Source organism: Kitasatospora purpeofusca, from assembly GCF_042691725.1.
GTDB lineage: Bacteria > Actinomycetota > Actinomycetes > Streptomycetales > Streptomycetaceae > Kitasatospora > Kitasatospora purpeofusca_B.
Map to the genome: position 1 here is coordinate 3,217,664 of NZ_CP170483.1, position 18,830 is coordinate 3,236,493.

At 72.7% G+C, this 18,830-nt stretch carries 15 protein-coding genes and 2 tRNA genes; 4 read left to right on the forward strand and 13 right to left on the reverse strand.

Translation table 11 applies throughout. The features are described from left to right. Positions 1–10: 10 nt before the first annotated feature. The 6 genes from clpX to ACFCLZ_RS13480 all read right to left on the reverse strand — a co-directional run bounded on the left by clpX (position 11) and on the right by ACFCLZ_RS13480 (position 6,577). On the reverse strand, positions 11–1,300 hold the full coding sequence (clpX, locus tag ACFCLZ_RS13455; RefSeq protein ID WP_030309676.1) for an ATP-dependent Clp protease ATP-binding subunit ClpX: 1,290 nt from the start codon (positions 1,298–1,300) through the stop codon (positions 11–13). A gap of 281 nt (positions 1,301–1,581) precedes the next feature. Next, positions 1,582–2,244, reverse strand: a complete 663-nt coding sequence (locus ACFCLZ_RS13460; protein ID WP_344344462.1) for an ATP-dependent Clp protease proteolytic subunit — start codon at positions 2,242–2,244, stop codon at positions 1,582–1,584. A gap of 56 nt (positions 2,245–2,300) precedes the next feature. Beyond that, positions 2,301–2,918, reverse strand: coding sequence for an ATP-dependent Clp protease proteolytic subunit (locus tag ACFCLZ_RS13465; RefSeq protein ID WP_376096046.1), 618 nt, complete (start codon positions 2,916–2,918; stop codon positions 2,301–2,303). Positions 2,919–3,205: 287 nt separating this feature from the next. Continuing rightward, the gene (gene tig, locus ACFCLZ_RS13470) at positions 3,206–4,603 is read right to left on the reverse strand and encodes a trigger factor (RefSeq protein ID WP_380285138.1); all 1,398 of its coding nucleotides are present in this window, start codon (positions 4,601–4,603) and stop codon (positions 3,206–3,208) included. 254 nt (positions 4,604–4,857) lie between these two features. After that, positions 4,858–6,402 (reverse strand): MDR family MFS transporter, encoded by a 1,545-nt coding sequence (locus ACFCLZ_RS13475; RefSeq protein WP_380285139.1) that lies wholly within the window; start codon positions 6,400–6,402, stop codon positions 4,858–4,860. 101 nt (positions 6,403–6,503) lie between these two features. Next, positions 6,504–6,577 (reverse strand) — tRNA-Pro (locus ACFCLZ_RS13480). Between the two features lie 145 nt (positions 6,578–6,722). Between ACFCLZ_RS13480 and ACFCLZ_RS13485 the strand changes: the two genes are divergently transcribed. After that, positions 6,723–6,793: transfer RNA gene (locus ACFCLZ_RS13485), tRNA-Gly, on the forward strand. A gap of 107 nt (positions 6,794–6,900) precedes the next feature. Here ACFCLZ_RS13485 and ACFCLZ_RS13490 read toward each other — a convergent pair. Further along, complete coding sequence (locus ACFCLZ_RS13490) at positions 6,901–7,461, reverse strand: hypothetical protein (protein ID WP_380285140.1); 561 nt, start codon at positions 7,459–7,461, stop codon at positions 6,901–6,903. A gap of 226 nt (positions 7,462–7,687) precedes the next feature. Between ACFCLZ_RS13490 and ACFCLZ_RS13495 the strand changes: the two genes are divergently transcribed. Beyond that, positions 7,688–8,491 carry a DUF6348 family protein gene (locus ACFCLZ_RS13495; protein ID WP_380285141.1) on the forward strand — a complete coding sequence of 268 codons (804 nt, stop codon included), beginning with the start codon at positions 7,688–7,690 and terminating at the stop codon, positions 8,489–8,491. 35 nt (positions 8,492–8,526) lie between these two features. On the opposite strand, the gene ACFCLZ_RS13500 is transcribed toward ACFCLZ_RS13495, so the two are convergent. From ACFCLZ_RS13500 to ACFCLZ_RS13515, 4 genes are all read right to left on the reverse strand, one after another. Further along, the gene (locus ACFCLZ_RS13500; protein ID WP_376095932.1) at positions 8,527–8,721 is read right to left on the reverse strand and encodes a hypothetical protein; all 195 of its coding nucleotides are present in this window, start codon (positions 8,719–8,721) and stop codon (positions 8,527–8,529) included. 518 nt (positions 8,722–9,239) lie between these two features. Next, positions 9,240–10,469, reverse strand: coding sequence for a PP2C family protein-serine/threonine phosphatase (locus tag ACFCLZ_RS13505; RefSeq protein WP_380285142.1), 1,230 nt, complete (start codon positions 10,467–10,469; stop codon positions 9,240–9,242). 379 nt (positions 10,470–10,848) lie between these two features. After that, the gene (locus ACFCLZ_RS13510) at positions 10,849–11,340 is read right to left on the reverse strand and encodes a ribose-5-phosphate isomerase (protein WP_380285143.1); all 492 of its coding nucleotides are present in this window, start codon (positions 11,338–11,340) and stop codon (positions 10,849–10,851) included. Between the two features lie 141 nt (positions 11,341–11,481). Next, positions 11,482–12,081: a biotin transporter BioY gene (locus ACFCLZ_RS13515; RefSeq protein WP_380285144.1), complete on the reverse strand. Its 600-nt coding sequence runs from the start codon at positions 12,079–12,081 to the stop codon at positions 11,482–11,484. Positions 12,082–12,383: 302 nt separating this feature from the next. Here ACFCLZ_RS13515 and ACFCLZ_RS13520 point away from each other — a divergent pair, with 302 nt between their 5' ends. Beyond that, entirely contained in the window at positions 12,384–13,796 is a 1,413-nt protein-coding gene (locus ACFCLZ_RS13520; protein WP_380285145.1) for an amino acid permease, read from the forward strand. Between the two features lie 59 nt (positions 13,797–13,855). On the opposite strand, the gene ACFCLZ_RS13525 is transcribed toward ACFCLZ_RS13520, so the two are convergent. Further along, complete coding sequence (locus ACFCLZ_RS13525) at positions 13,856–14,506, reverse strand: disulfide bond formation protein DsbA (RefSeq protein WP_380285146.1); 651 nt, start codon at positions 14,504–14,506, stop codon at positions 13,856–13,858. Positions 14,507–14,749: 243 nt separating this feature from the next. Between ACFCLZ_RS13525 and pepN the strand changes: the two genes are divergently transcribed. After that, on the forward strand, positions 14,750–17,314 hold the full coding sequence (pepN, locus tag ACFCLZ_RS13530; protein ID WP_380285147.1) for an aminopeptidase N: 2,565 nt from the start codon (positions 14,750–14,752) through the stop codon (positions 17,312–17,314). A 138-nt stretch (positions 17,315–17,452) separates the two neighbouring features. On the opposite strand, the gene ACFCLZ_RS13535 is transcribed toward pepN, so the two are convergent. Further along, positions 17,453–18,805 (reverse strand): glycoside hydrolase family 18 protein, encoded by a 1,353-nt coding sequence (locus ACFCLZ_RS13535; protein WP_380285148.1) that lies wholly within the window; start codon positions 18,803–18,805, stop codon positions 17,453–17,455. Between the last annotated feature and the right edge of the window lie 25 nt (positions 18,806–18,830).

Genomic DNA, 18,830 nt, shown 5'->3' on the forward strand with positions numbered 1-18,830 from the left:
GGCGGGATCGTCAGGCGCTCTTCTCGCGCCGCTCCCGCTTGATCATGTCGCGCGGCACCAGGGTCGGGATGGCGTGCTTGGAGACGACGTCCCCGGTCACCACCACGCGGGCGACGTCCTGGCGTGAGGGGACCTCGTACATCACGGACATCAGCACCTCCTCCATGATGGCCCGCAGGCCGCGCGCGCCGGTGCCGCGCAGGATCGCCTGGTCGGCGATCGCCTCCAGCGCGTCCCGGGAGAACTCCAGCTCCACGCCGTCCAGTTCGAAGAGCTTGCGGTACTGCTTGACCAGCGCGTTCTTCGGCTCGGTGAGGATCTGCAGCAGCGCCTCGCGGTCCAGGTTGTGCACGCTGGTGATCACCGGGAGGCGGCCGATGAACTCCGGGATCATGCCGAACTTGACCAGGTCCTCCGGCATCACCTGACGGAAGTGGTCGCTGGCGTCCAGCTCCCGCTTGGAGCGGATGTTCGCGCCGAAGCCGATGCCCTTGGCGCCCGCCCGGCCCTCGATGATCCGCTCCAGGCCCGCGAACGCGCCGCCCACGATGAACAGCACGTTGGTGGTGTCGATCTGGATGAACTCCTGGTGCGGGTGCTTGCGCCCGCCCTGCGGCGGCACCGAGGCGGTGGTGCCCTCCAGGATCTTCAGCAGCGCCTGCTGCACGCCCTCGCCGGAGACGTCCCGGGTGATCGACGGGTTCTCGCTCTTGCGCGCGACCTTGTCGATCTCGTCGATGTAGATGATCCCGGTCTCGGCCTTCTTGACGTCGTAGTCGGCCGCCTGGATCAGCTTGAGCAGGATGTTCTCGACGTCCTCGCCGACGTACCCGGCCTCGGTGAGCGCGGTGGCGTCCGCGATCGCGAACGGCACGTTCAGCATCCGGGCCAGGGTCTGCGCCAGCAGCGTCTTGCCGGAGCCGGTCGGGCCGAGCAGCAGGATGTTGGACTTCGCCAGCTCGATGGCGTCCTCGCGGCCGTTGCCGCCGCTGCGGCCCGCCTCGCCGGCCTGGACCCGCTTGTAGTGGTTGTAGACGGCCACCGACAGGGCCTTCTTGGCGAGGTCCTGGCCGACCACGTACTGGTCCAGGAACTCGTAGATCTCACGGGGCTTCGGGAGCTCCTCGAAACGCACCTCGGAGGTCTCGGCGAGCTCCTCCTCGATGATCTCGTTGCACAGGTCGATGCACTCGTCGCAGATGTACACGCCTGGGCCGGCGATCAGCTTCTTCACCTGCTTCTGCGACTTGCCGCAGAACGAGCACTTGAGCAGGTCGCCACCGTCTCCGATGCGTGCCACGAGGTGCTTCCCCTTCGCCAGGGGCCCCGCGGGAGTTCCGGGGCCTGGTGCTGTGGACCGTCGACGCCGACGGCGATCGGTCTCGCTATCCGACGGTACTCTGCCGAGCCGCCGATTCCGCCCTCTTCGCCGGGTCTGCCCTACGCCCTGGGCGAATTGATACCGAACAGATGCCGTCGGAGCAGCCGCCGGTGCGCCGGGGGCGGGGCGCGCGAACCCGTCGCGCGCCCCGCCCCGGCACCCTCCCGCCCACGCGGGGGCCGGGAGGGTCGGTGCCGGCCTCAGGAGGTCAGCGAGGCCTTGCGGGTCGAGATGACCAGGTCGACCAGACCGTACTCGACGGCCTCCTCGGCCGTGAGGATCTTGTCGCGCTCGATGTCGTCGCGGACCTGCTCGACCGACTTGTTGGAGTGCTTGGACAGCATCTCCTCCAGCTGCTCGCGCATCCGGAAGATCTCCTTGGCCTGGATCTCCAGGTCGGAGACCTGGCCGCGGCCGGTCTCGGTGTACGGCTGGTGGATGAGGATGCGGGCGTTCGGCAGCGCCATCCGCTTGCCGGGGGTGCCGGCCGCCAGCAGCACGGCCGCCGCCGAGGCCGCCTGGCCCATGCAGACGGTGGTGATGTCCGGCTTGACGTACTGCATGGTGTCGTAGATCGCCGTCAGGGCCGTGAACGAGCCGCCGGGCGAGTTGATGTACATCTGGATCTCGCGGTCCGGGTCCATCGACTCCAGGCACAGCAGCTGCGCCATGATGTCGTTGGCCGACACGTCGTCCACCTGCGAGCCGAGGAAGATGATGCGCTCCTCGAACAGCTTGGCGTACGGGTCGTACTCACGGATGCCCTGCGAGGTGCGCTCGACGAAGCGCGGGACGATGTAGCGGCCCTCGGCCCGCATGTCCTCGACGCGGGCCTTGGCGGCCGACAGGCTGGGGATGTTCATGGGTGTTCTGGTCCTCCGGAGCGTTGTGGCTGTGGTCTCGTGGGCCCGGCCGGGGCTCAGGCGCCGGTGCCGCCGCCGCCGGGGACGTCCGCGGCGCTGTGCATGATCGCGTCGATCAGGCCGTACTCCAGGGCCTCCTCCGGGGTGAACCAGCGGTCGCGGTCGGAGTCCTGGGTGATCTGCTCGAAGGACTGGCCGCTGTGGAACGCGATCAGCTCGGACATCCGCTTCTTGGTGCGCAGCAGCTGCTCCGCCTGGATGCGGATGTCGGTGGCCGAGCCGCCGAGGCCGGCGGAGGGCTGGTGCATCAGGATGTTGGCGTTCGGCAGCGAGAAGCGCTTGCCCTTGGCGCCCGCGGTCAGCAGGAACTGGCCCATCGAGGCCGCCATGCCCATGGCGATGGTGACGACGTCGTTCTTGATGTACTGCATGGTGTCGTAGATCGCCATGCCGGCCGAGATGGAGCCGCCCGGGGAGTTGATGTAGAGGAAGATGTCCTTGTCCGGGTCCGCGGCCAGCAGCAGCAGCTGGGCGGTGATCTTGTTCGCGATGTCGTCGTCGACCTGCTGGCCGAGGAAGATGATCCGCTCGTTGAGCAGCCGGTTGTAGACCTGGTCGCCGAGGCCGCCCAGCACGTCACCAGCGGCGGCGTGCGGCGCCATCGGGCCGGGCATCTGCATCTGCGGGTACGTCACTTAGCCACCTGCTCAGTCGATTTGGACGGTCGCTCCACGGCCGTCACGATGTCGCACAGCTTCCGGGTATCACGTCGTGATTGTTGCTGTCCATGGACCCTAACGCGCAGGCCGGGCCGCTGAATCCCTCACGCAGAACTGTTCGCTGTGAGCGCAGGGTTCGCGCTCGCGGCGGGCCCCGGGCGGGGCCGGGGAACGGCGCGGGCCCGGACGCCGTACGGCGTCCGGGCCCGCGCTCACGCCTCAAGGCGAGGCGACCGCGGCGGTCAGGCCTCGGTCTTCTCCTCGGCCTCGGCCTCGGCGGCCGGGGCCTCGACGGTCTCGGCCGACTCGTCGGCCTCGTCGTCGTCGAAGTTGATCTCGTTGCCCTCGGTGTCGACGACCTTGGCGGCCTCGACCACGGTGGCCAGGGCCTTGCCGCGGGCGACCTCGCCGACCAGCAGCGGAACCTGGCCGCCCTGGACGACCTGCTGGGCGAACTGGTCCGGGGTCAGGCCCGAACCGGCGGCACGGCGGATGAGGTGCTCGGTCAGCTCCTCCTGGGAGACGTTGAGCTCCTCGTCCGCGACGATCTGGTCCAGGACGAACTGGGTCTTGATGCCCTTCTTCGCCTGCTCCTCGATCTCCGCGAGGTACTCCTCCTCCGACTTGCCCTGGGTCTCCAGGTAGCTCGCCAGGGTGAGGCCCATCGGCTCCAGCTGGTGGTGCTCGAGGTTGTGCTTGCGGGTCTCGACCTCGTCCTTGAGGAGCTTCTCCGGGAACTCGATCTCGACCAGGCCGAGCAGCGCGTCCAGCACCTTCTCCTGGGCCTGGGTGGCCTGGTCGTACTCCTTCATGCGCTCCAGGCGCTTGCGGGAGTCGGCCTTCAGGTCCTCCAGGCTGTCGAACTCGCTGGCCAGCTGGGCGAACTCGTCGTCCAGCTCGGGCAGCTCCTTCTCCTGGACGGCGGTGACCTTGACGCTGACCTCGGAGGTCTTGCCGGCCTGGGTGCCGCCCTTGAGCTCGGTGGTGAAGGTGGCGGTGCCACCCGCCTCCAGGCCCACGACGGCCTCGTCGATGCCGTCGATCAGACGGCCCGAGCCGATCTCGTAGCTGACGCCCGCGGCGGTGCCGTCCTCCGGCACCTCGCCGTCGACCTTGGCCTCCAGGTCGACGACCACGATGTCGCCTTCGGCGGCGGCGCGCTCGACGTCCTTGACCGAGGAGAAGCGCTCGCGCAGCTGCTCCAGGGACTTGGCGATGTCCTCGTCGGACACCGCGATCGGGTCGACGGTGACCTCGATGGTCGAGAAGTCCGGCAGGGCGATCTCCGGGCGGACGTCGACCTCGGCGGTGAACTTCAGGTCACCGCCGTCGGCGAGCTTCTCGACACCCTCGATGTTGGTGATGTCGGGCTGTCCGAGGACCTCGATCTTGCCCTCGTCGACGGCCTGCGTGTAGAAGCGCGGCAGGGCGTCGTTGACGGCCTCCTCCAGCACGGCACCACGGCCGAAGCGCTGGTCGATGACCCGGTTCGGGATCTTGCCCTTGCGGAAGCCCGGGACCGAGACCTGCTGGTTGATCTTCTTGTACGCCGCGTCGAGGCTGGGCTTGAGCTCCTCGAAGGGCACCTCGACGGTGAGTCGAACCCGGGTCGGGTTCAGAGTCTCGACGGCGCTCTTCACGGTTAGGTCTCCTAGGGGCTTGCGGTCAGGGTTGCCTGCGCCCTCCCCGGACGCCGGCCGGGGCCGGTTTCCAGCGGGTCGGGCGAGACGGGCGATGGGCGGTTGGAGCTGCATCTCCCGTGGGGGGTGGACGGTGAGCGTGACTCCTCGCCCTCGTGCGGTCGACCTGGGTTGACGCCACAGGGACTACCGCCAGCGCCCCATCCTACCGGTACCACGAAAGGCGGACGCCAGGACGCCGCCGTCCGGGCTCCTCAGGCCCCTCCGGCGGCCTTGCGGGCCGGTTCGGGCGCACTCGCCGCGAGGGCGACGGGCCGCGGGCCGTCCGCCCCCGCGCCCGGCCCGGCGTCCGGCCCCGTACCGCCGGAAACCGGCGCCGGGCGCATGGTCGTGGCGGCGTCGCCGTCCCGCACCCGCAGCGCGATCACGGCCGCCAGCAGGGCCAGCCCGGCCGCGGTCAGGAAGGCCGCGCGGTAGGCCGTGAGGTTCGCCACGGGCGTACCCGAGGCGTCCGCGGCGAGGGGCCCGACGGCGGTCAGCACGGTGCCGAGCACGGCCACGCCGAGCGCCGAGCCGAGCTGGCGCTGGGCGTTGTAGAGGGTGGAGGCGGCGCCGGTGGAGGCGGCCGGGACAGTCGCGAAGGCGGCGGTCTGGCTCGGCATGAAGACGTGCGACATCGCGTAGCCGGTCAGGAAGAGCAGCCCGCGCACGGCCCAGAGGTTGCTCTGCGGCCCGATCGTGGCCATCAGCGCCAGGCAGCAGGCCACCACGGCGGACCCGGCGGCGAGCATCCGGCGCGGGCCGATCCGCGGGTAGAGCCGGGCCGACACCTGGGAGGCGAGCATCACGCCGAGCGCCTCGGGGAACACCATCAGCCCGCTGTGCAGGGCGTCCATGCCGAGCGCGTCCTGCATCAGCAGCGGGAAGAGGTAGAGCATGCCGAGGAAGGCCGCGCCGGAGAACAGCGAGAGCAGGTTGACGGTGCCGAAGATCCGGTCGCAAAAGAGCCGCAGGTCGAGCATCGGCTCGGGGCGGCGCAGCTCGACCGCGACCAGGGCCGCGAGGGCGAGCAGGCCGGCGAGCGCCGGGGCGAGGATCCGCGCGCTCCCCCAGCCCTGGGAGGCGCCCTCGGAGAGCGCGTACATGGTGCCGCCGAAGGCGACGGCGGCGAGCAGGAAGCCCGCCAGGTCGAACCGCCCGGCCCGCTCGACGCGGTAGTCGGGCAGGAAGAACAGGCCGAAGAGCAGCCCCGCGACGCCCACCGGCACGTTGACGATAAAGACCCAGTGCCAGGACCAGCTGTCCACCAGCCAGCCGCCGAGCACCGGCCCGCTGGCCGGGGCGACGGCGGTGGGCAGCATCAGCACCCGGGTGGCCCGCATCCGCTCCTCCTGCGGGAAGGCGCGGAACAGCATGGTCATCCCGACCGGGGTGAGCAGGCCGCCGGCCGCGCCCTGGAGGATCCGGTACAGGGTGAGCGAGGCCAGCGAGTCGGCCGTGCCGCAGAGCAGCGAGGCGGCGGTGAACAGGGCGAGCGCGTACAGGAAGACCCGCCGGGTGCCGAACCGGTCGCCGAGCCAGCCGGAGAGCGGGACGAAGACGGCCAGGCTCACCAGGTAGCCGACGTTGATCACCCCGACCCCCGCCGGGTCGGTGCCGAAGTCCCGGCCGATCGCGGGCAGGGCCACGTTGACGATCGTGCCGTCCATGATCGTCATGAACAGCGAGGCGACGAAGACGACGCCGACCGCGATCTTGGGATTCATCCGCGTCGGCCGGGTCGGGCTCGTCGCACTCATCGGGGGATCTCCAGGTTCGGTGAAAAATCAACCACTCACCATGCCCGACCCGCCCCGGAAACGACAACAGGGCCCCGCCCTGGACGAGACCCTGCGCACGGTCGGGGTGACCGGATTCGAACCGACGGCCTTCCGCTCCCAAAGCGGACGCGCTACCAAGCTGCGCCACACCCCGTGGTGCCGAGAGGAAGCGTACACGCCGGGCCCTGCCGGATCGGCGAGATATTCCGAGGCCCTCGCCGCGAATGGGGTGTGCACGCAGCCGACCGGACCAGGTACGCTGTTCCCGACCTTCCGTCCGGTGACGGCCGGGGGATCGCGCGGGCGTAGCTCAATGGTAGAGCCCTAGTCTTCCAAACTAGTCACGCGAGTTCGATTCTCGTCGCCCGCTCCGCAGGACGAACGGCCCCGAGGGATGCACCGCATCCCCGGGGCCGTTCGCGTTCCCGACGGCGGGTCAGCCGGCGGGTCGGCCGGCGGGTCGGCCGGCCCCGGAGGTCACAGGCCCAGCCGGGCGGCCCGGGCGGCGGCCCGCTCCAGCAGCCGGTGGACGTCGACCTGCCGGGTGGCGGGCCGGTCGTTGAACTCGTCCGGGGAGCGCACCGGGCGGCCGGTGGCGTGCAGCACCTCCATCAGCTGGACCCGGGCGGTGCGCACGGTGGCCGGGGTGCCGAACCCGTGGGCGAGCACCGCCGCCTGGGCCCCGAGCAGGCAGACCCGGCCGGCCGCGTCCCACATCGCCCCCTGCAGCCAGCCGTGCGCGGCGATGTAGCGGGAGGCGAGGTCGAGGTGTTCGGCGGCGGTGACCGGCACGGGCCGGGCGGGGCGGCGCAGCGCCCGGTCGAGCAGGGTGGCCCGGGGCAGCGGGTGGCCGGCGTGCCAGGGCCGCAGCACCGAGCCGTACCGGCCCACGGCGTAGGGCTCCGGGGCGCGCGCGGGGGCGGGCAGCGAGGCCAGGTACGCCTCGATCTCGGCGACCAGCCCGGAGGCGTCCGGGGTGAGCGGCGGGGTGGGCCGCGGTGCGGGCGGCGGGGTGGGCTTCGGGGCGGTGCGGGGCATGCGGGGCTCTCCAGGCGGTGCCGGCGGTTTCCGCTACCCAAAATGGTGTATTCCGGTCATTTCCGCGACCGGAGCGCTGCGGCCGTCGCGCCGGGGCCGCGTCGCGCGGCGGCGCCCGGGCGGTTTCCCGGGGGGCCTTCGGGCCGATAGCCTCGGCGGCGTTCGAGAGCAGTTCGATGGCCGATGGCGTTCGAGACGATTCGAAGCCGTGAGCGGAGGAGTCCCCGTGCGCCCGCAGGACCGACTGGCCGTCATTCAGCACTGCGTGGTCCGGGAGATGGCGCGGCTCGGGCAGGAGTTCACCGTCGACGGCGAGGTGGTGCGCGGCCCGGGGACGGTCGCGGTGGCCGTCCGGGAGCACCCCGGCGGCGAGGGCGCCGGGCACGTCGACCTCGGCTGGGCGCTGGAGCTCGGCCGGGCGGACGCGCCGGTGGTGTGGGACTGCTCCGCCGGGCTCGGCAAGACCGAGGAGGAGAAGCTCGACAACGCGGTGCGGATGTGGGCGACCACCACGGCGGCCGCGCTGGTCGAACTGCGGGAGGGCCGCGGCGCGCACGCCGACCACGCCGACCACCCCGAACTGCCCGGCTGGCACGCCGTCCAGGGGCCGGCGGCGGTCTTCGGGTTCGGCAACGAGCAGCTGGCGGCCTGGCTGGCCGGGAACCGGGTGGTGCCGGCCCTGGCGCCCGCGCTGCTGCCGGCGCTGAGCGGCCCGGGCGCGCGGCGCCCGCACGGGGTGAAGCTGTTCCTCGGCGGGCGGTCGGGGGACGACGTGGCCGAGGTCAGGGTCGACGGCGAGGTCGACGAGGCGGCGTCGGCGGCACTGCGCGCGCTGGACTGGCCGCGCGGCGAGCGGCTGTGCTGGGCGCGGCTGTTCGTCCTGCTGACGGCCCACGAGGAGCCGTCGGCGCCGGTGACCGCACCCGCCGGCGCCCTCGGCGTCGTGCCGGCCCGGCCGGCGGCCGTGGCGGCGGCGCGCCCGCGGGGCCTGTTCGCCCGGTGGCGGCAGGCGAGGCGCGCCGACCGGTGACGGGGCGCCGGCCGTGGCGGCCGGCGGTCCCGGGGTCAGCTGGTGATGTTGGAGATGGACTTGGCGATCTCGTTCAGGAAGTCCTGGATCGGCTGGGCGGCCGTGCTCTGGTTGAGCATGAAGCCGAACAGGGCGGCCAGGATGAAGTGCCCGGGCTTCAGCTGCTTCTGGCGGATGAAGATGAAGCAGATGATGCCGAACAGGACCAGCGCGGAGACGGAGAGTGCCACCCGGACTCACTTCCTCGTTTCATAGCGGGGCGCCACCGGCTGACGGCCCCTGCGAAGCCGGACCCCGGCCTGTCCGACGGTCCCGAGGCGGAACTGCGGATCGTCCGGCCCGTCGTGGCCGGAGGGTGGGCCGCCCGCTACGACCGCACGGTGTCCGTCGTGCCGCATGTGACGCCCCCCATCCCCCGAATCCTGAACAGTCCCGCCCGGACTCAGTGTGGTCGACCGTGCCGATTGCGTAAAGGTCTGACAGTCGGTCGAACGCCGATATCCTGCGATGCGAGACGAGTTTCCGCCGACCGAGACGATAGCCGAGACGTCCTGACGAATCGTCGGCGGGGCGCCGCTGAGCGGCCGGGAAACGTTCGGCGGGGCGGACCGGAACCGGCAGGTCCGCTCTGCTTGCGGGGCGCCGGAATTGGCTGAAGATCAGCTCCGGGACTTGACAGCGGCTGCCGCCGGCACGTGCCGCCGCGACACCGTCGCGGCGGGGCCCGCAGAGGCCCGTTGCGCGCCGCTCAGTCGCGCCAGAACAGCAGCACCGCGCGGTCGTCGTTGATGTCCCGGGCGACCGTCTCGATCAGCCGGGACGCCGCGCCGCCGACGGCCCCCGGGCCGCCGCCCGGCACCAGCCGGTCCGCCTCGCCCATCAGCCGGTCCATGCCCTCGGAGAGGTCCCGGCCGGGCGCCTCGACCATGCCGTCGGTGCAGAGCATCAGGACGTCGCCGCGGTTCAGCCGCCCCCGGACGCCCTCGAACTTGGCGCCGTCGTAGATGCCGAGCGCCGGGCCCTCCAGCGCCTCCTTGACCTCCCAGCGGCCTGCGCCCGCCAGCCGCTGCATGCCCGGCAGGTGTCCGGCCGAGAGCAATTCGTACTCGCCGGTGTCCAGGTCCAGCACCAGGTGCACGGCGGTCGCGAAGCCCTCCTCCCAGGACTGCCGCAGCAGGTAGCCGTTGGCGGCGGGCAGGAAGTCGTGCGCGGGCAGCGAGCCGAGCAGCCCGCCGAACGCGCCGGAGAGCAGCAGCGCCCGCGAGCCGGCGTCCATGCCCTTGCCGGAGACGTCCGCGAGGACCACCTCCAGCACCCGCCGGCCGGGGCCGGTGCGGTCGGCGACCACGAAGTCGCCCGAGAAGGACTGCCCGCCGGCCGGGCGCAGCGCCATGTCGGCGTGCCAGCCGTCCGGCAGCCGGGGCACCCGGCTCTGCACCCGCAGCCGCTCGCGCAGGTCGAAGAGCATCGTCGAGCCGCCCCACCAGGGCACGCCGACCCGGCTGCGGAACTGGGCCAGCAGCAGGCCGCCGACCCCGGCCGCGCCGACCACCAGGGCGGCGCCGGGGGTGACCCCGTAGGTGTAGGCCTCGGGGTGGTCGCTGGCCACCCGCTGGCCGGTGTGGATGACCGACTCGGCGGACAGGCCGAGCGCGGCCAGCGCGTACAGCACCACCAGCGAGCCGGGGCGCAGCAGCAGGGCCGCCGCCAGGATCGGCAGGACCAGCGCGGTGGGCGGGGCCCAGGCGGGCCACCAGACGTTGAGCAGGATCAGCAGCGGGACCAGCAGGGCGAGCGCGCACAGCACCGGCCAGTCGGCGGCGCCGCCGCGGAACCAGTCCACGGCGGCGGTGCGCAGCCTTCGGCGGACCCGGCGGAGCCTCTTGCGCAACCGGGCCGTCACGGGGTCGGACGCCGGGGCGGCGCCGGGCCTCGTCGCAGTCGTCTGGGGCGGTTTGCCCGGCGCTCTGCCAGCCATGAGGACCGACCATATCCAGCGCCCCGGCCCGGCGTCGACGGGCCGGGCGGGGACGGGGGTGCCGTGGCGCGGGCGCGTCAGCGGGTTTCGGCCGATTGCGGGGGGCGGCGCCCTGAGCGTCAGGAGGCGTACGGGCACAGGGCGTACGAACCGCCCGGACGGCGCGCGCGCCCCGTCGCGCGGGCGGTCGCGCGCGGGGTGCGCCGGGTGCGCGCTGTGGCCGATCACACAGCGACCCCCCAGCGATCCCCCAGCGGCCGTCCAGCCGCCGTCCGGCCGGTTCCGCACCCCGCGCGCGGGGGCGGAGGAAGACGCGCGGCCGGCCGCGCCGTCGGGGGCGCGGCCGGCCGCCGGGAGGAACCGGGACGGGCGGGAGGGGTCAGCCCTCCTGCTGCGGGTGGTGGGCCGGGATCGGCGGGAGCTCACCGGTGGTCTCGTACACGCTGAGCATGTCGATCCGGCGGGTGTGCCGCTCGTCGCCGCTGTACGGGGTGTTGAGGAAGATCTCGACGAACCTGGTGGCCTCGTCCTCGGTGTGCATCCGGCCGCCGATGGAGATCACGTTGGCGTTGTTGTGCTCGCGGCCGAGCGCGGCGGTCTGCTCGCTCCAGGCCAGCGCCGCACGGACGCCCTTGACCTTGTTGGCGGCGATCGCCTCGCCGTTGCCCGAGCCGCCGATCACGATGCCCAGCGACTGCGGGTCGGAGGCGGTGCGCTCGGCGGCGCGCAGGCAGAACGGGGGGTAGTCGTCGAGGGCGTCGTAGATGTGCGGCCCGCAGTCGACCGGCTCGTGGCCGGCCTCCTCGAGCCACTCCACGAGGTGGTTCTTCAGTTCGTATCCGGCATGGTCGGAGCCCAGGTACACGCGCATGCCCATGAGTGTGGCATGCGCGCGGACCCGGGCTCCGCAGGGGGCGACGCGTCCGGCGGGCGCGGGGCCGGGGCCGCGTGAGCCGAAGGGGCGCCGGGCCGCAGCGCCCCGAAGGCGGGCCCGGCCCCGAAGAGAGGGTCCTCAGCGGCGGCCGAGGAGCTTCCAGGCCAGCGGGAGGGCGCCGGCGGCGAGGGCGGCCTTCAGGGCGTCGCCGACCAGGTACGGGTAGAGGCCGAGCTCGGCGGCGCGGGCCATCGGGACGTCGAGGGCGAACGCCAGGTAGGGCACGCCGACCGCGTAGATGGCGAGGCTGCCGAGGACCATCGCGACGGCGGTGCGGGCCGGCGAGCGGTCGGCGCCGCGCCGGGCCAGCGCGCCGACCAGGCCGGCCGCCAGCACGAAGCCGATCGCGTAGCCGAGGGAGGGCATCGACCAGCCGGAGGAGCCCTCGGCGAACCACGGCACGCCCGCCATGCCGGCCAGCAGGTAGAGGCCGAGCGAGGCGACGCCGCGGCGGGTGCCGAGCGCGGTGCCGACCAGCAGGGCGGCGAAGGTCTGGCCGGTGACCGGCACCGGGGAGCCGGGGACGTTGACCGACAGCTGGGCGGCCAGGCCGGTGAGCGCGGCGCCGCCGGCGACCAGGACGAGGTCGCGGGCCTGGGCGCCGAACCGGGTACCGGCGGCGGGCAGCAGGTCGGCGAGGACGGCGCGGCTCGGAACGGGGGTGCTGGCGGTGGCCATCGGGCTTCTCCTCGGCACGGCGGGGATCCGGACGATCGAAGGATCGGCGGATCGCGTGGGTGATCACGTCCGAACCTACGCGGCGATCACGCCGAACACCGTCAGGGATCCGGACAAAGCCCCGGCCGCCCTCCTTGTCGGGTCCCGACCCACCGGGGCCACGGAACGTGAGCATTCGGGCCGATGCTGTCACGATGGGGTCCGCATACTGGTCCCGAACCGGACATTCTTGGCATGCACAGCCGTTTCACCGGATATTGGACAGCTCGCACCACATGTCGAACAGTCTGGATCCACCCCCCATGGCCCCCACCTCCGCGCCCACCGCGCCGCCCGGGACCACCGCACCCGCTCCCCCGGCCGCCGGCCAGCAGCTCTCGCACGGGCTCAAGCAGCGCCACCTCTCGATGATCGCGCTCGGCGGCGTCATCGGCGCCGGCCTGTTCGTCGGCTCCGGCGCGGGCATCGCCGCGGCCGGACCCGCCATCATCCTGGCCTTCGTGCTCTCCGGCCTGCTGGTCATGCTGATCATGCGGATGCTCGGCGAGATGTCCGCGGCCCGCCCGGCCTCCGGCTCCTTCTCCGTGCACGCCGAGAAGGAGCTCGGCCCCTGGGCCGGGATCACCGCCGGCTGGATGTACTGGGTCATGCTCTGCTGCGGCGTCGCCGCCGAGGCCACCGCCGCCGGCAAGATCGTCAACGGCTGGGTCCCCGGCGTCTCCTCCTGGGTCTGGGTCGCCCTGTTCATGGTGTTCTTCTGCGCCAGCAACCTCACCGCGGTGAAGAACTTCGGCGAGTTCGAGTTCTGGTTCGCCGCCGTCAAGGTCGCCGCGATCATCGCCTTCCTGGTGCTGGGCGGCCTCGGCGTGGCCGGCGTGCTCGGCCCCGGCGCCCCCGGCACCGCCAACCTCACCGGCCAGGGCGGCTTCCTGCCCACCGGCGTCAGCGGACTGATCGTCGGCCTGCTCGCCTCCGTCTTCGCCTACGGCGGCCTGGAGACCGTCACCATCGCCGCCGCCGAGTCCGAGGACCCCAAGCGCAACGTCGCCAACGCCGTGCGCACCGCCGTCTGGCGGATCGCGATCTTCTACATCGGCTCGATGGCGCTGGTCGTCACCCTGGTCTCCTGGAAGGACCCGGCGGTCGTCGCCGACGGCCCCTACGTCACCGTGCTGCGCCACCTCGGAGTGCCCGGCGCCGGGACGATCATGCAGTTCGTGGTCCTGATCGCGCTGCTGTCCGCGATGAACGCCAACATCTACGGCGCCTCCCGGATGGCCTACTCGCTGGTCGGCCGCGGCCAGGGTCCGCGCGCCCTCGCCAAGGTCAGCCGCGGGGTCCCCCGGCGGGCCGTGCTCGCCTCCTGCCTGTTCGGCTTCGCCGCCGTCCTGGCCGCCAAGTTCTGGCCCGCCACCGTCTTCACCTGGCTGATGAACACCACCGGCGTCGCCATCCTGGTCGTCTGGCTGTTCATCTGCGTCGTCCAGCTGCGGATGCGCCGCCGCCTGGAGCGCGAGGAGCCCGGGCTGCTCACCGTGCGGATGTGGGGCTTCCCGTACCTGACCTGGGTCGCGATGGCCGCCGTCGCCGGCATCCTCGCCCTGATGACCACCACCGAGGGCAACCGGCAGCAGCTCTACGCGGCCGGCGTGCTGGTCGCGCTGCTCACCGCCGCCGGCCTGCTCAAGCAGCGCCGGGACGCCGCCCGCCGCTGACGCGTACGGCGAAGGGGGCCCGGTACCGCGCGGTACCGGGCCCCCTTCGCCGTGCGCGCCTACTCGAAGGACGGGCTCGCGGTGCGGGTCCGCTTGATCTCGTAGAAGCCCGGCGTCGAGGCGACCAGCAGGGTGCCGTCCCACAGCCGGGCCGCGGCCTCGCCGCGCGGGATCGGCGTCACCACCGGGCCGAAGAACGCGACCCGCTCGCCGTCCGCGCCCTCGACCGCGATCACCGGGGTGCCGACGTCCTCGCCGACCAGGGTGATGCCCTCCTTGTGCGACAGGCGCAGCGCCTCGTCGTACGCGTCGGTGCCGGCCGCCTCCGCCAGCTCCACCGGCAGCCCGGCCGCGACCAGCGCCGCCTCGACCGTCTCCCGGTTCTGCGGCAGGCCCTGGTTGTGGAAGCGGGTGCCCAGCTCGGTGTAGAGCCGGCCCAGCACCTGGTCGCCGTGCTGCTGCGCGGCCGCGACGCACACCCGCACCGCGCCCCAGGCGTTGTCCAGCAGCTCCCGGTACTGCGGCGGGAGGTCCCGGCCCTCGTTCAGCACCGACAGGCTCATCACGTGCCAGTTCACGTCCACCGGGCGCAGCCGCTGGACCTCGATCAGCCAGCGGGACGTCATCCAGGCCCACGGACAGGCCGGGTCGAACCAGAAGTCGGCGGTCTTGCGCTCGGCGGCGCCGGCGGCACCAGCGGAAGTCGTCACGGCTGTCGTCCTTCGAGAATCGTCCGGGAAGATGCGTGTCGGGGACCGTACGGGCGCAGCCGGCCCCGTCCCCCAGAGCGCCAACGCCCGGCCCGCGCCGCTGATTCCGGCCCACCCGTCCGAGTTGTGCAATGGTACCGGCGCGAGGGGCGTGAAAGGATGCCCCCGCAGCACCACAGCGCGCCGCACCACCGCACCAGCGAAGACCGCACCACCGTGCGAGCCGGACAAAGGAGTACCGCCGTGCCGGGCAAGAACCTGAGCCGCGACGAAGCCCAGCAGCGGGCCAGCATCCTCACCGTGGACGGCTACCGCGTCCGGCTGGACGTGACCTCGGCCCCCGAGCCGGCGGCCGCCACCTTCCGATCCACCACCACCATCGCCTTCCGCTGCGCCGAGCCGGGCGCGTCGACCTTCGTCGACCTGCTCGCCCCCGCCGTGCGCGCCGTCACCCTCAACGGCCGCGCCCTCGACCCGGCCGCCGCCTACGACGGCGCCCGGGTGCACGTCGACGGCCTCGCCGCCGAGAACGTGCTCACCGTCGAGGCCGACTGCGCCTACAGCCGCACCGGCGAGGGCCTGCACCGCTTCACCGACCCCGCCGACGGCGAGACCTACCTCTACACCCACTACGAGCCGGCCGACGCCCGCCGGGTCTTCGCCACCTTCGAACAGCCCGACCTGAAGGCCCCGTTCACCTTCACCGTCACCGCGCCGGCCGCCTGGGACGTCCGGTCCAACGCCCCGCACGAGAGCGTCACCACCGAAGACGCCGCCCGCACCTGGGAGTTCGCGCCGACCAAGGCGATCTCCACGTACCTCACCGCCGTCGTCGCCGGCCCGTACCACGTCGCCCGCGACCACTACAGCCGCACCCTCGACGACGGCACCGTGCTGGACATCCCGCTCTCCGCGATGTGCCGCAGGTCGCTCGCCCCGTACTTCGACGCCGACGAGATCCTCGGCGTCACCAAGCTCGGACTCGACTTCTTCCACGAGCGGTTCGCCTACCCGTACCCCTTCGGCAAGTACGACCAGGCGTTCGTCCCCGAGTACAACATCGGCGCCATGGAGAACCCCGGCTGCGTCACCTTCCGCGAGGAGTTCGTCTTCCGCTCGAAGGTCACCGACGCCGCCTACGAGGGCCGCGCCAACGTCGTCCTGCACGAGATGGCGCACATGTGGTTCGGCGACCTGGTCACCATGCGCTGGTGGGACGACCTGTGGCTGAAGGAGTCCTTCGCCGACTTCATGGGCTCCTACGGCCTGGTCGGCGCCGGCACCCGCTACCAGTCCGCCTGGGTCACCTTCGCCAACCAGCGCAAGGCCTGGGCCTACCGGCAGGACCAGTTCCCCACCACCCACCCGATCACCGCGGACATCCGCGACCTCGAGGACGCCAAGCTCAACTTCGACGGCATCACCTACGCCAAGGGCGCCTCGGTGCTCAAGCAGCTGGTGGCCTACGCCGGGGCCGAGGCCTTCTTCGAGGGCGCCCGCCGCTACTTCCAGCGGCACGCCTTCGGCAACACCGAACTCGCCGACCTGCTGGACATCCTGGAGGAGACCAGCGGCCGCGACCTCAAGTCCTGGGCCGCCGCCTGGCTGCAGACCGCCGGCGTCAACACCCTCACCCCGCAGCTCACCGCCGACGCCGAGGGCCGGATCACCGAGCTCGCCGTCCTCCAGGACGGCGGCGTCCTGCGCCCGCACCGGATCGCGGTCGGCCTCTACGACCGGGACGCCGACGGCGCGCTGGTGCGCACCGCCCGCTTCGAGCTGGACGTCACCGGTGCCCGCACCACCGTCGCCGAGGCCGTCGGCCTCACCCGGCCCGCGCTCGTCCTGCTCAACGACGACGACCTGACCTACTGCAAGATCCGCTTCGACGAGGAGTCGCTGGAGACCCTGCGCACCGGCCTCGGCGACATCCAGGACGACCTGGCCCGCGCGCTCGCCTGGTCCGCGCTCTGGAACCTCACCCGGGACGCCCTGATGCCGGCCCGCGACTACGTCGCGCTGGTCCTGCGGTTCGCCGGCCAGGAGGCCAACATCGGCGTCCTGCAGTCGCTGCACACCCAGGCCAAGGGCGCCGTCGACCTCTACGCCGACCCGGCCTGGCGCGGCGAGGGCGGCCGGCTGCTCGCCGACGGCGCGCTGCACGAGCTGCGCGCCGCCGCCCCCGGCAGCGACCACCAGCTGGCCTGGGCCCGCTTCCTGGCGCAGACCGCCAACGGCTCCGAGCACCTCGGCCTGGTCCGCGGCCTGCTGGCCGGCACCGCCCGGATCGACGGCCTGGAGGTCGACCAGGAGCTGCGCTGGGCACTGTGGCTGGCACTGGCCGCGGCCGGCCAGGCCGGCGAGGAGGAGCTGGCCGGGGAGCTCGCCGCCGACAACACCGCCGGCGGCCGCCGCCAGTACACCCAGAGCCTGGCCGCCCGGCCCACCCCGGAGGCCAAGGCCGCCGCCTGGTCCGCCGTGATCGACTCCGACGAGCTGCCCAACGCGCTGGTCGAGGCCAACATCGCCGGCTTCGCGGTGCCCGCCCACCGCGACCTGACCGCCCTGTACGCCGCGCCCTACTTCAAGCTGCTGGAGCGGGTCTGGGCCGAGCGGACCATCGAGATCGCGATGCGCATCGTCGGCGGCTTCTTCCCGCAGTCGCAGGTGGACGAGGCCACCCTCGCCGAGGCGGACGGCTGGCTGGCCGGGCACCCGCAGGCGGCGCCCGCGCTGCGCCGGCTGGTGCTGGAGCGCCGGGACGACCTGGCCCGCGCGCTGCGGGCGCAGGCCTGCGACCGGGCCTGAGCGGACCAACAGGAGGGCCCGCCACGACGCGCGTCGCGGCGGGCCCTCCCCTTGCTCACGGCAGTCCCGCGTTGCTCAGGGCAGTCCCGCGTTGCTCGGGGAAGTCCCGCGTTGCTCAGGGAAGTCCCGGCGGCCGGGTCACTTGCCGCGCAGGCCCTTGTCCAGGGCGGCCATGGCGCTGCCCTGGGCGTCGTCGCCGTCCAGCGACCAGACCATCACACCGGCCAGGTCGTTCCAGCGGGCGTAGCGGCCCTTCTCGGTGAGCACCTCGGCCGAGTCGAAGCTGTAGAAGGTGGTGCCGTCGTACTTCCAGGACGCGCCGTGGTCGCGGTCCACGTAGGTGGTGGCGCCGGGCAGCGCGTTGAGCTCCCCGTAGGTGAGGTCCGGCACGGTGCCGGTGGCCTTCTGGTAGAGGCCGCTCCGGCTGCCGGCCGGCACGCCGGTCCAGCCGTGGCCGTAGAACGGCGTACCGAGGACGGTCTGCTGCGAGGGCAGGCCGCGCTGGGCGTAGTGGTCGACGGCCTTGTCGGCGCTGCGCTGGCGCGCGTCCGGGTCGGTGGGGTCGGAGTAGAGGGGGGAGTGGTGGTTGGTCGGGCCCTTGCCCTCCCACGGCCCGTGCAGGTCGTAGGTCATGAGGTTGAGCCAGTCGACGGAGGTCGCGAGCTCGGGCAGCTCCAGCCGGTCGGCGACGGTCTCGTTGGCGGCGACGGCGGCGGTCAGCAGGTAGTGCTCGGGCTTCTTGCCCTTGCCTTTGCCCGCGGCCTCGGCGCGCTCGGCGGCCAGGCCGTCCAGCTGCTTGCGGAACTCGGCCATCAGCAGGGTGAAGTTGCGGCCGTCCTCGGCACGGACCACGTTGCCCGCGTCACCGCCGCCGCCCGGGTACTCCCAGTCGACGTCGATGCCGTCGAAGACGCCCGCGGCCGCGCCGGCGCCGCCCTCCGGGGAGCCGGCCAGCTGCGGCACGTCGCCCTTCATGTAGAGGTCGATGCAGGAGGAGACGAACTTCTTGCGGGCCTCGTCGGTGGCGGCGGCGTCCGAGAAGTACTTGGACCAGCTCCAGCCGCCCAGCGAGATGACGACCTTGAGCTGCGGGTTCTGCGCCTTGAGCTTGCGCAGCTGGTTGAAGTGGCCCTTGAGCGCCTGGCCCGGGGCGTCGGCGACGCCGTCCACCGAGTCGGCGGCGGAGAAGGCGCGCTGGTAGTCGTTGTAGGCGTCGCCCTGGCCGGGCTCGTCGGACTCGAAGCAGGTGCCCTCGGCGGAGGCGTTGCCGAAGGCGTAGTTGATCACGGTCAGCCGGCCGGCCTGGCCGGACTCCTGGACGCGCTTGGCGGAGCTGTCGGCGCCCCACGAGGTGAAGTAGCCGACCCGCTGGCCCTTCAGCTTGGGGCCCTTGGCGCCGTCGGCGGCGTGGGCCGTGGCGGTGGCGGCGGTGGAGGCGAGCAGCGCGGCGACGGTGGCGGCGGCGAGCAGGGCGGGGCGGCGAATGGGCATACCGGACCTATTCTCTGAAGCAGCG